At 56.6% G+C, this 12,787-nt stretch carries 10 protein-coding genes; 3 read left to right on the top strand and 7 right to left on the bottom strand.

Translation table 11 applies throughout. The annotated features are described in order from the left end of the window. Positions 1–170: 170 nt before the first annotated feature. From E8D52_18520 to E8D52_18530, 3 genes are all read right to left on the bottom strand, one after another. Positions 171–911 (bottom strand): carbonic anhydrase, encoded by a 741-nt coding sequence (locus tag E8D52_18520; protein TKB66343.1) that lies wholly within the window; start codon positions 909–911, stop codon positions 171–173. Between the two features lie 610 nt (positions 912–1,521). After that, the gene (locus tag E8D52_18525) at positions 1,522–1,953 is read right to left on the bottom strand and encodes a DUF2780 domain-containing protein (GenBank protein TKB66344.1); all 432 of its coding nucleotides are present in this window, start codon (positions 1,951–1,953) and stop codon (positions 1,522–1,524) included. A 454-nt stretch (positions 1,954–2,407) separates the two neighbouring features. Then, positions 2,408–6,736: a DEAD/DEAH box helicase gene (locus E8D52_18530; GenBank protein TKB66345.1), complete on the bottom strand. Its 4,329-nt coding sequence runs from the start codon at positions 6,734–6,736 to the stop codon at positions 2,408–2,410. A gap of 126 nt (positions 6,737–6,862) precedes the next feature. On the opposite strand from E8D52_18530, the gene E8D52_18535 reads away from it, so the two are divergent. Further along, positions 6,863–7,588 carry a glycosyltransferase gene (locus tag E8D52_18535; protein ID TKB66346.1) on the top strand — a complete coding sequence of 242 codons (726 nt, stop codon included), beginning with the start codon at positions 6,863–6,865 and terminating at the stop codon, positions 7,586–7,588. Positions 7,589–7,839: 251 nt separating this feature from the next. Here the strand turns inward: E8D52_18535 and E8D52_18540 are convergent, their stop codons facing one another. Both E8D52_18540 and E8D52_18545 read right to left on the bottom strand, forming a co-directional pair. Continuing rightward, entirely contained in the window at positions 7,840–9,174 is a 1,335-nt protein-coding gene (locus tag E8D52_18540) for a hypothetical protein (GenBank protein TKB66347.1), read from the bottom strand. Positions 9,175–9,205: 31 nt separating this feature from the next. Beyond that, complete coding sequence (locus E8D52_18545; GenBank protein ID TKB66348.1) at positions 9,206–9,388, bottom strand: hypothetical protein; 183 nt, start codon at positions 9,386–9,388, stop codon at positions 9,206–9,208. A gap of 117 nt (positions 9,389–9,505) precedes the next feature. On the opposite strand from E8D52_18545, the gene E8D52_18550 reads away from it, so the two are divergent. Continuing rightward, positions 9,506–9,724: a MoaD/ThiS family protein gene (locus tag E8D52_18550; protein ID TKB66349.1), complete on the top strand. Its 219-nt coding sequence runs from the start codon at positions 9,506–9,508 to the stop codon at positions 9,722–9,724. Beyond that, positions 9,721–10,656, top strand: coding sequence for an adenine nucleotide alpha hydrolase family protein (locus E8D52_18555; protein TKB66350.1), 936 nt, complete (start codon positions 9,721–9,723; stop codon positions 10,654–10,656). Before E8D52_18550 ends, E8D52_18555 begins: the two co-directional genes overlap by 4 nt. A gap of 79 nt (positions 10,657–10,735) precedes the next feature. Here E8D52_18555 and E8D52_18560 read toward each other — a convergent pair whose 3' ends face one another. Then, positions 10,736–11,308 carry a hypothetical protein gene (locus E8D52_18560; GenBank protein ID TKB66351.1) on the bottom strand — a complete coding sequence of 191 codons (573 nt, stop codon included), beginning with the start codon at positions 11,306–11,308 and terminating at the stop codon, positions 10,736–10,738. A 111-nt stretch (positions 11,309–11,419) separates the two neighbouring features. After that, a complete protein-coding gene (locus tag E8D52_18565; protein TKB66352.1) occupies positions 11,420–12,166 on the bottom strand; it encodes a hypothetical protein in 747 nt (248 codons plus the stop codon). Positions 12,167–12,787 lie beyond the last annotated feature (621 nt).

Raw genomic sequence — 12,787 nt, forward strand, 5'->3', positions numbered from 1 at the left:
CCAACGGATTCGATGCGGAGAAGGCGCTTGGTCCGCTCGACGAGACAATCCATCGGCTTATCGGGCAACGGCACATTAGGACATCGTCAGGAAGCCTTACGTTATCTCGTCTTTCCAGGTTCTTGTTCGCGGATGCGTCTATCTGCACATGCCGTCAACACGACGTGCTATCAGGCGAAAAATTCCACCGCTCCAGTTTCAACAGAATACATCGCGCCGGCGATCTTGATGTGCCCCTTGTCCTCTAGTCCCTTGAGCACGGAGCTGTCTGCGCGGATCCTGGCCATCGTCAATTCCACGTTCTTGCGCGCAACAGCATTGACAAAGAGGTAATTCTTCGCAGTGCGGTCCCCGTCATACTGGGTTGACTCGACCGCCGGGCGAATCTTGTCCAGCAGGCCGGTCAGATTACCGAGCTGCACATTGTCGATCGCGCCTTTGATGGCCCCGCAGTTGGCATGCCCCATCACAAGCACCAGTTTGCTGCCGACCACCGCACAGGCGTACTCCATACTGCCAAGAATATCTTCGTTGGCGATGTTGCCGGCGACGCGCGAATTGAAGGTGTCGCCGATCCCCAGATCTAGAATGAGCTCAACCGGCGCTCGTGAATCGATGCAACTCAGCACGATGGCCGCAGGATGTTGGCCCTTGGCGGTGTTCTTTTGCTCACGCAGCAAATCCCGCTCCTTGCGCTTGCCTGAGCGGAATCGTTCATTGCCTTTCTTGCCGCGGGCAATAATTTCGTCCGGCGTCATCTTGTCGTGCTCTTCTTTGGTCAGCGCGTAAGCAAGACTGCTTCCCTGCACCAACCCAAGCAATCCGACAGTCGCCGCGATACCCACCGTCGCGAGAAAGCTACGGCGATACATGGTCTCATCTGATTTGTGTATTCCTTGTTCGTGGTTCATTCAGATACCCCCCTTTCCTACGCCCCCCTACCTGTATCGTTGGTTCAGGCACGATTGGTTCACGCGGTTAGGTTTACGTATTCTGGCGACTCTCAGAACATCGACTTCGGCAGCAAGAGCGCGATCGTGATTATCTTCCCAAAACCACCTCCTCCTAGCATCGTCTATTTCTCCGCCTGCGTCCTGAAATTCAGACCGACTTCCCCGCTCTCCTCGAAGGGAATCGTAACGCTGCTGGAAGACTCGGCGAAGGCTTTTCCCTTGAGGTGATACTGAACCGTGGTGACACCAGAGGTGAGCCCCTGAGCCTGGCGAAGAATACTGCCCAACCCTATGATGACTTCCCCTCAGACCACTTCAGAGTCGAAGCGCTGCTCCATGAACCTCATGTCTTCGGGAACGAGAGTGACACTCGAAACCTTCGGCGGCTAAAAATGCCCATAGCAGTAAGGAGTAGGCGCTGATCGCCACGAGACGTGCCTCGCCAAGACCTGACGCTCTTATCTGGAATTCAATGCCTGTGCAGGTGTCGTCTTGCCCTCTGAACCTCCTCAGCGTGCGTCCAAGGAAGCTCAGAGGGAGGACTCGCTCAAACCAGATCTCGTGCAGCTTATTTCATGAGCGACGCAAAGAAATTGCGCGCCGCCTCACCGCCTGAAGTCCCGACGAAATCGCTCATGGTCTTTGTTATCCTGGGCACCATTTTCGGTCCCAAAGCCACCTTAGCAAATGCCGATTCCAGTCCGGCTTGGTCGTCGATCGGACCAGTCACCGCCTTCACGTCAGTCGCCTCCTTCAGGTAGGTATCCAAAACAGGGAGGGAGTTGCTCAGAGATGAAAAATCAGCAGCTGGCATTTTCCCCTTGGCGTAGTTGAGGATGGAGCCGACTGCCGCCTTCCCTTGGCTGGGACCAATCCCGTGTTGTAGAGCCACCAGGCTTGTGAGCGCATCTTGTGGGGTCATAGCTGGCAGGCTGGCACAACTGGACAATCCGAACGCACTCACAAACAGGGTGGTGGTGACGAAAGATAAGTACTTCACGATAAGACCTCCTCGCTTGCCGGATGAGATTAAAAATACATGACGGGGAGATTCGTTCGCGACGACTTCCCCGTAAAGTCATCCTGGATGACGCAAAAGAAACGACACACCGTCTAGCCGCATGAATTCCAGGAACATTTACTTACGGCGTTTGTGATCTTGGGTACGATATCACTCCCTATGCGCGGTTTGCAAAATACCGCCTCCAGTCCAGCTTGGTCGACGATCGGACCAGCCACGGTCTCGGGATAGCTCTGCATCGGATCTTCCACGGTGAGGATGTCGCCACTGAAGCAGATGACTGATATAGCATGGCCGCTGGCGGCCGGCAGTGTCACGGCCAGAATAGCACCGGTCGATCGAATCTCATCGTCACGCCTCAGGCTCTTCGCCACAGTATTGCGCTCGCTTCAGCGCGAGACGACCAAACCGTCTGTGCTCTGACTAACTGAATTCATACCTGCTGTCGAACCGGTGCCGGACCGGTCAACTCAGCAACGGGGAGCGTCACATCACCATGCCGACCGATTACGGTCCTGAGAAGCGCACCGTCCTTGAAGACCAGAAAGTTGGTGGGCACTGCCGGAACACGAGGGCCAGGCAGAATCACTCCGACCAGATTCAATGGGTCGGTGGCGGAAAGTTTGACCTCGTGACTTGTGGAGGCAGAAGTCTTCCTCATCGCCCGTAACGCGTCCACTGCCTCCGGTAATGCAAACTGCTCGCCGGTAAATCCCGTCACGAATCGACCACCTCGGATCTCCCCGGCCATTTCCATCCGACGATACTGCACCAGCAGATCTCGCCAGGATAGAGCCATCGATTCCCGTGCCAGCACATCGCGAAAAACAATCCCATAGCGACGAAGCAGTTGGCGGGCGGTGCATTCGCATAGGCGAACAGCCGTCAGATGAACGCTCTCAGCTGACCGCAACAGCGACCACCGTCCGACTGCATGCCGAGGCCGACGAGCCCGTTCCCGTCCCTCGGCGCGACGCCGATGCGGGTCCATGAGGGCACGGAGGTTATCGAACCCATCAGCCGTCACCAGACCGGCTGCCACCAGCTCCCACAATCCCTGCTCGACTTCAGAGGGAAGATGGTTGGTGATCCGCACCAGGTCGGTAAAAAAACTGGCGCCCTGTTGCTGCAACGCACGACGAAGATTTTGGGCCACCGAACTCAACGGTGCAAAAGGATCAAGGCCTACTGCCGCCACATCACGATGGAGTGCGGCGAGCAACCAGTCACACTCCTCCCGCGGGAAGATACTGATGGGCGCAATGCTCGTCGGGGTGATGCACCGCCCCTCCGTCTCACTACCCGATGCCAGTTTCGGATGGGGCGAGAGGCGCCCCCAACTGACTGCGCCGCTCAGACAGAGCCGATCTAAGAGTTCCGGCTCATACTTGGCCATCCTTGTACGTAACAGCTGGGGTTCCCACGCAGAGGCCGCGGCCTCGAACCCGGTGAGTTGTTTGATGACCTCCATGAGCCCCGCGTCCCCATGCTGACGCGACCCTGGCACAACATGCTGCCATTGCATCAGGAATCGCATGAAGTCCAATGCCGTCACCGGTTCCACTTCCTTGCGCAAGATCCCGATCGTCAACCGATGGATCCTGGCCAGCAAGCGGCGGTGACACCACTCCCGTCTAGATGCGCCCGATAGTGCTGAGTGCTCGCCTCGTTGGGCAGGCGAAGCAGGCTGAGGACTGAGTGCTGAGATTGGATGGAACTGGCCGCGCAGGACTTGGCCTTGGGATTCGAGGCGAATCATCGCAGCCTCAATGGCAGGAGCTGGAAGATGCAGTCGCTCAGCCAGCTCTGCCGTTGTCGTCGGGCCAATGCTTTCCATCCACCCAAGCACGACGGCATCACAGGTCGAGTCCTCACCGCCGGTTAACAGCTGTCGGACTCGCTCACTATTTTCGGTGGCAACCCATCCCTGTACATCTTGAATGGCAAGGACCATCACACGACCAGTCTCGGCTAGGGATGGAAAGAACGGCGTCCACCTGCTCGCGGCAGCCGCTGGCATCCACACCAGCGTTAAGAGCGCATCATGCAATTCGTCGGCATCGCGCACCACCGGCCAGGATTCATGCTGAACTTCTTCAATCGCCGCCGGATTCAAGACCCCCACCTGCCCCAGCAGATCCGGCGGCAGCGTCCGGCGCATCTCCACGGCCCGCGCCCGCCGCTCTTCCAACGGGGCGTCATCCAGGAAGGCATAGGGATTGGCATTCAGGATTTCGTGTGAGAACACAGAGGGCGCCGGCGTCTCCACCGCCACACAACGAATGTGGCTGGCCTCGATCCGTTGCAGCACCGCCGTCAGGCCATCAAGATCCATTGCCTCCGTGAGACAATCACGCATCGTCTCCATCACCAGCGGATGGTCGGGGATCTGACGAGCAGCCCGCTCCCCTGTTAGATTCTCCTGACAAGCAATCGCATCAGGAAACACCGCAGCAAGCAGGTCCTCTGCCTTCATCCGCTGAATCTGCGGCGGCACCTTCTTGCCGTTCGAAAAGCGCAGCAACGCCAGCGCGCGCGACGCATTCCAACGCCACCGCGTGGTGAACATCGGGGCCAGCAAGACCGCTTGAATCAAGACCTCTCGCACCGTATTAGAATGGAGATAGCCGAACACGGACTCCAGCGGGAAACTGTGCTTCTCACCCAGTGAGATTACGAGGCCGTTATCCGTCGCTGCCGCCTGCAGCTCGAAATCAAACGTCACACAAAATCGTTTACGCAGCGCGAGCCCCCAGGCTTTGTTGATGCGTCCACCAAACGGCGCATGGATCACCAGCTGCATCCCCCCGCTTTCATCGAAGAACCGCTCGGCCACGATCGTCTCCTGCGTTGGCACCACACCCAACACAGCTTTTCCCATCAAGACATATTCGATGGCCTGCTGAGCCCCCCGTTGATCAAGTGCGCAGTCCTGCTTCAGCCATTGCAGTGCTGAGTAATGAGGACTGGGGACTACGTGCTCTGAATCAACAGGAGAAGACGCGTGCGTGGCGATATCGTGGCGGAGCGTTGCGACTTCGGCGGAGAGTTCCGCTGTACGCGATGGCGCTTCCCCTCGCCAGAACGGAATGCTGGGTGGCGCTCCCTGCGCATCTTCTACCCGCACCTTGCCCGCCTCGACGCCCTTGATGCGCCATGAGGTATTGCCGAGCAGCATGATGTCACCCGCGAGACTCTCCACGGCGAAGTCTTCATCAACGGACCCAACCACTGTGCCGTCCGGTTCCGCCACGACCGCGTAGTTGGCCGTATCCGGAATCGCGCCGCCGGAAGTGATGGCTGCCAGCCGCGCCCCACGTCGGCCTTTGACTCGATGATTGATCCGGTCGTGATAAAGATAGGCCAATCCGCGCCCTCGTTGCGTCGCAATGCCATCTGCCAACATCCGCACCACGGCATCGAAATCGTCCCGTGACAGGGTGCGATAGGGAAAGGCTCGCCGACAGAGTGCGAACAAGTCCTCCTCGGCCCAGGTCTGGCTGGCCGAAGCAGCCACAATCTGTTGGGCCAAGATATCGAGTGGAGCCGGCGGCACGGTGATCTGATCTAGCGTCCCCTGCTTGATTGCCCGCACCAAGGCGGCACATTCCAGTAATTCATCCCTAGTCATCGCAAACAGATGACCTTTCGGGATTGCGTGGATCCAGTGGCCGGCCCTGCCAATCCGCTGGAGCGCCGTGGCAATGGCTCTCGGCGACCCGATCTGACAGACGAGATCGACCGTGCCGACATCAATGCCCAGCTCCAACGAGGCCGTGGCAATCACGACACGAGTCTTGCCGGTTTTCAATCGCTCTTCCGCCGAAAGGCGAATCTGCCGCGAGAGGCTCCCATGATGGGCCGCCACAACATCCGGGCCTAAGTCTTTGAGACGCTCTTCCAGATAATGCGACACCCGCTCCGCCAACCGACGCGTATTGACAAAGACCAAGGTCGAGCGGTGCTGGCGAACCAACTCAGCTACACGATCGTAGACATCCGACCAGATCGCATTCGTGGCGACGGCACTCAGCTCATCTTTCGGCACTTCGACAGTCAGATCCAACTCGCGACGATGGCCGACATCAATGATCCTCGGACGTGGGCGAGTGCCGACAAGAAACTCCGCCACGGTTTCAATCGGCCGTTGCGTCGCTGAAAGGCCGATCCGCTGTGGTTTTATGAAGGTGAGCGCTTCCAGCCGTTCCAACGACAGCGCCAGATGAGCCCCGCGCTTGTTGGGGGCCAGCGCATGAATCTCGTCCACGATCACTGTGCGCACCGTCTGTAAGAGCTTTCGGCTCTTCTCGGCAGTCAATAGGATGAAGAGCGACTCCGGCGTCGTGACGAGGATATGGGGCGGCCGCTTCAGCATCTGCTGACGATCCGTCATCGGTGTGTCGCCGGTACGGACCAAGACGCGTAGTTCCGGCATCAGCAGTCCGGCCTGCAAGGCAAGCTGCCCGATTTCGGCCAGTGGCTTCTGAAGATTTTTCTGGATGTCGTTACTCAAGGCCTTGAGCGGCGAGACGTAGAGCACATGGGTGTGGTCGTCCAGTTCACGGGCCAGGGCTTGCTTGAAGAGCTGATCGATGCAGGAGAGAAAGGCGGCGAGGGTCTTCCCCGATCCGGTCGGCGCAGCGATCAGCGCATCCGTTCCAGCTTGGATCGCGGGCCACGCTCGGAGTTGAACGTCGGTCGGCTGGCCGACCTGCGAAGCAAACCATTCCGAGATGACCGGATGGAATCGAGTGAGTGACATCAACGGCATTTTAACACGCATGAAAGATGTCAGCAGGGCACACCTGCGCGTCCTCACCCTATAACATCATGCAAAACTGACAGCCCGTTTCGCAACCCATGGCAAATGTGGCATCATGGCAATCTCATGTACCTTTCCATCGTCATCCCGGCATTCAACGAAGCCCGTCTGATCGAAGGCTCGCTGCAATCCGTCGCTGCCGCGATCGCTGCGAATCAGACATCCGGTTTCACATCCGAGATCATCGTCGTGGATAACAATTCCACTGACAACACGGCCGAGCTGGCTCGACAGGCCGGCGCACGCGTGGTCTTTGAACCGATCAATCAAATCGGCCGGGCCCGCAACGCCGGTGCCGCTCACGCCACGGGAGACTGGCTCTTGTTCTTGGATGCCGATAGCCTGCTGAGTCCCGGGCTGCTGGCCGATATTCTGCAGCTAATTGAGTCAGGACAATACGTTGGATGCGGCAGCACACTGCGCATGGATGGGCTACCCTGGTGGGCGAACTTGAGCCTACAGTTCTGGACATCGGTCTCAGTGCTCTGTCGCTGGGCTGCTGGAGCACTGGTAGTCTGTCGGCGCGACGCGTTTCAGGAAGTCGGCGGGTTCGACCAGGAGCTCTACGCGTTAGACGAAATCAGGCTCAGTAAACAGCTCAAACAATGGGGACGCCGACGCAACCTTCAATTCACGATCTTAACCAAGCACCCTCTCGACACTTCGTCGCGTAAAGTGTCGCTCTATTCGAGCCGAGAGATTGCCGTGCTAATCTTCCGCATCTTTTTCCTCCCGAAGCGAACCTTGCAAGATAAGAAACACCTCTCCGTCTGGTATGACGGACGGCGCTGACCGTCACCCTTCAGCCAACAAGGCTTGGATCTGCCGCTCTGTCTCGCCGTAGCCCCCTTGACCGATTTTGCCATAGCGTATGATGCCGCGCTTATCGATCAAGTACATCGCCGGCCAATAGCGAGTGACAGGAACGAACGTGATACGGGATTTTCCTGAAATATTGGGAACGTCCCAATTAGTTGGGAGAATTTCTTGGGGCCGAGAGGCTATGGAATGGGATGATGAGAAAACCAGTAAGTCTGCGAGTATCAGTCCAGTAATGCCGCCAAGGCAGTGTAATCAATTGATTCTTTGACTCGATCGAGCCAAGCCTTGCGCGCTGCCTGTTCAGGACGCTGCAGAATATCCTCCTCGGCCAAGGTCACTGTCGACAGGACAATGACCTGGATCTTTCCCGGCTGATTCAGGTTCGGAAAGGTCGGATCCATCTGATAGGCGAGCGCTTGTTCTACCGGGCCTGGTTTTAGGTTGGTCAATTCATACGCACCTCGCAAGGCTTCTTCCTCCAGTACAGCACGTTCTCCATGATCCTTGCTAATGTGGTCGGCATCCTGCAACAAGTCCATGGCTTGGGTGCGTAACCGGAGCGCGACGGCTTCCTTGTCGCTCGCCATCGCCTCTCTCTCCAAAGCTCGACTCTGCTCGCGTAGTGCACCCGCTCTCTCCTGCTCATCCACACTGAGCGTTTGCAGCTCATCGATCTGAGTCTCCATCGCCTTACGGACGGAGCCATCAGTATCTGCCCAGACCGCCGGCATGGCGAGTTGCTGAGCCGTAAATGATGCTCGATAGGGATGATAGTCGTTGAGCAGTTTCGTGAGCTGGGCGCCTCGTGCTGCATCTTTGGCTTGCCCGACTTGAAGGTCTACCGTCAGTCGTCTCATGTTTTCCACATATTGGTCGGCGCCGGCTGGATCAGTTTTTCTCCGCAATGCCGCAGTACGGTCGATCATGGTCTGATCGGGAGCTTTGCGTAAAGCTATGGCGTTGCGCCAATCAGCCAAGGCCCTTTCACGGGCAGCACCCACGTGATCCAGACGATCGCCAAGGGTTTGAGGAATCCACGGCAGCCGCCTGTTCTTCGAGATCACCACCCACCCGTTATACTCAGGATACCCACCGATCATGCCGGTCAGCTCCGGAATCTCATCCTGGCCCATGAACATGTCCTTCGAAAGGTGGTTGAAAAAGATGCTGATCTTTCCGATTGATCCGGCTACGCGGTCTGCATCGGGACTAATCCCACAGGTTCCTTGCCAGATCGCGATACCGAGTGACGTCTGTTCGGGATAGGCCTGCACGATCAACCGCGAATCATTCGGTTTATACCGGTTGGTCGCCATCGTGGTCCGCAGGCGAACAGGAACCGGCGAATTCAGGAACTCTTGTGACTGTTTGAGAATGGTTTCCGCTGCGCTCATGGCTTTCAGATGGCGCGCCCATCGTTTATCGGTGACAGGCCCCTCGTTCTGACGAGGCACCCAACACTTGACCTGGGCATCGGCTATTCCAACGTGACCGATCAGCATCAAGGCGAGAAGGCCGACGCCGAGCAGAGGCGTGGCAACCATCCGAATAGGCATTGGGCCTCCTTCCATCAGAAGGGTGAGAAGATTATCCTGTTGGTGAGCTTGGTCTGGAGATGCCGAGTTGTTTCATGCGCGCTTCGAGCGTGGTCGGATTAAGGCCGAGGATTTTCGCTGCGTATTTCTCACCGCTGTCGCGCCAACTAGTCTGTTCCAGGATATCACGGATGTGCTGACGTTCCATCTTTTCGAGCATCAGTGTCTGTGTCATCTCCCTCCTCGGTTGGATGGCGAGAGCCCGTTGATCGGTTCCAGCTCAGACTCTTCTCGCTCCTCTGCCAGTAAACACCCCTTGCTCCCTTACGCATCCGCGACATATGATCACGGCATGCAAGTTCAACTCAGCCATCCCACACGAACCATTGAGATCAAAGGCCCGAAGAAGGCCAAAGACCTCTTCAAAGAGCTCGGTCTCGTGGTCGAAGCACATCTGATCATACGCGGCGATGAACTCGTAACCGAAGACGAGATGCTTTACGACCAGGACCAGGTCGAAATCCGCCCGGTCATCTCCGGCGGCTCTCCACGCTTCACGAGTCACGAATGAACTGTACTAAATGCAAAACCCGCGCAGTGATCGACCTGCCCCGCCATAATGCTGCTTTCTGCAAAGGCTGTTTCAACATCTATGTGCATGACCAGATCAGCCGGGCCATCAAGTCTGAAAAGATGTTCGGAAAGGAAGATCGCATCCTCGTCGCGGTATCGGGCGGGAAAGATAGCCTGGCCCTCTGGGATATTCTTCTCAAGATGGGGTATAAAGCCGACGCGCTCTATGTGAACCTCGGTATCGGCGGCTACTCGGAAGTGTCCCATGCCAAAGTCGTCCAGTTTTCAGAAATGGTCGCCGCCCCACATGGCGCAGTTCTCCATGTCCACACTGTGGAGCAGGAAGCCGGCGCCGGAATCCGGGAACTGGCCATGCTGATTCATCGTCCGACCTGTAGTACATGTGGCACCATCAAACGCTACCAGTTCAATCGCGTCGCGCTGGAGCACAAGTACGATGTGATGGCGACCGGCCACAATCTCGATGATGAAGCAGCCCGCCTGCTGGGCAACGTACTCCGCTGGCAGGAGGAATACTTGGACAAGCAATCCCCCAGCCTCCCGGCCTCTCTCGACGGGTTTGCCAAGAAAGTAAAACCGCTCTTTCGCCTGTCCGAGCGTGAATTGGCCGCCTATTCGGTGCTCAACCGCATTGACTACATCGTGGAAGAGTGTCCGATGGCAAAAGGCGCGCGAACCCTTCTCTATAAAGAAGTACTGAATCGGCTTGAGACGGAATCCCCAGGCACCAAGCAAGCCTTCTACTGTGGTTTTCTCGACAAACAGCGCAAGCCCGAAGCCTCCCCGACCACCATGGCTGAGAGAGACCAGGCCATGCTGCATCCCTGTTCCGTCTGCCAACAACCTACCACCGCTGACGTCTGCTCTTACTGCAAAATGATGGCGCGTGCCAAAACTCACAGCCTGTAAACCACTGCCATCCTTGCCTGGAGCATAACTATCTCCCGCAAGAACTCAGGCCGGCTCGCGGCGTGCTCAACCTGAGCAACTACGTCCTTGTGCTCTCTGAAATACGGTAGCGCTGTTTGATGGCTGTCACGATCTGTTTCGCTTCTGCTTCATCAAGGCCTACCCCGAATCGATGGGTTCTTGCCCCATAATCAAAGACGATCACTCCACCACCAATTCCCCATAGTTGGAGACTCGATGAAAAATCAAATGGATTGACGCCAAGGTCTCCCACCCGTACCTCACGCATCTGGACGAGATCATATTCCTTGTCAAAACCGAATTCCCCTATGTTGCGTCGCGTCGTGAACGTTTGCCCCTGCACCGTGAGAATTTCCTTCCCCATCATCTGCCACAACCAGGCATAGATGGCGAACACACCGCCGACCGTCCAGACCCCAAGCCATGTCAGCATGAAGACTTCTCCCCCCGGCGGAGCGTCTCCTTTCAGCAACTGATGGGTGACCATGATTTCACCCACCCCCCAGCCACAGATCCAAAAACCCAGAAAGCAAATCACTAACCAACTGCGTCTGCAAGGCATCACGATGCGGAGCCCCTGCGACGTATCCGCGATGGTGATTCGAGAGTCAGCTGGTTGTCGCTTTGCCATGGGGTGCTCACGCTGAAACGGTCGGCATTATTACATGGATGACCGGTGAGTCCCAGAAAATATAGCAGCTGAATCGATGAGTTTTCTTGAGCTTAAGGCGGAGTCATAGATTCAGTGAGCCGGAATGGTGGGGGCAATTTTCTCCAGGATCACTTGCCTGACCTGCTTGGCGAAGCGTTTAGAGACCTCCAGGTTTTTCAAGACATGGCCTGACTCTGAGACATTGTACGTTGCCGGTGGGACCTGCGTCGTGATCGTCGCTTCAAAGACGACCGCCAGCATCTTACTTGGTTTTCCAGTTTTCCGGTCGATTCCATAGGCTTCCTTTAGCGAAACTTTCGGCGACACTTCGACATCGGCGCTCGCCACTTCATGCGAGCGTAACAAACCGGACCGACTGTGATTCTCTTCAATAAGCTTGATGATGGGATCTGCCTCTAACTCACTTCGAATCTGCTCCGCCACTGCCCCTTTGGATCGCTCCGCCTTCTCCATTTGTGTATCCAGTATCGGCTGGGCAAGACTGACATAAATAAGATCAGTCGGTTGCCGTTTAAGCGCCCGGCTCGATTGTTCCAATTGGTCAGCGCTCTTCGCATTGAGTTGTTCTGCAATCTCTTGCGCGGCAGCCTGCTGCTTCGCCCTTGGATCGTCAGCATCATGGATGGTGGTATTGCCATTCTGGTCAGTTTCGTACACCAGCGTCTTGGAACCCTGTTCATCGACCCGATAGACCTTCTTTCCGCCGTTCACATTGGCCGTATAATACCCACCAGAACAGGCGACCATCATGACAACGGCAACGGCCAAACAAACAGAACTGGTCATATGCAAAACATGACGGGTTGTGACGGCCATAAGCTGTACTCCTTTTCCCATTCCGTACGGGTGCGTACCAAGACACTTACCTCTTCCTGCGCTGAGGTAAGTGTAGCAGCACGGCTACCACTGCTTACGCGATTGGGTTATCCGTTCTGAACGGGCTCAAGAAAAATCTGAATCTACCGACGCTTAGTGAGAGGGCCCACAACCAAGCGTGGAAGAAGTCTTTGATAGGTTGTGGTTCGCCACGTAGCAGACTCAATGGATGTTCTTACTTCCTGCAAAGCGGATTTTTGTTTGAACCTTCCCTTTCATTTGATCCTATAGCCGTTGCGCACGCTCTTCCGTACGTAAGCCAATGTTCAGGTAATGATGGATGACATGCTATCCCCAGACCGGAGCACGCGGCTAGTCCACGGATTCTCTCAGGGTTCGATGCCGAACTTTCAGCAAAGGCCGTTGCCGCGCTTACTTGCATGGGCGTGACTATCAAACCTGGAAGCCCAGTGAGTGCCGTCCATGCCGACAATGTGAGAGTTGGACTGGAATGGATCTTCTCAACAAACGTCATTTGGGTGGCAGGCAATCAAGCGTCTCCCCTCCGGAGTTATCCTGAAGTTCGTTGAATGTTGCTGAGTGGCTCCGCCGTGGGATACT

Origin of the sequence: Nitrospira sp. (genome assembly GCA_005116745.1) — a bacterium.
Lineage (GTDB): Bacteria > Nitrospirota > Nitrospiria > Nitrospirales > Nitrospiraceae > Nitrospira_D.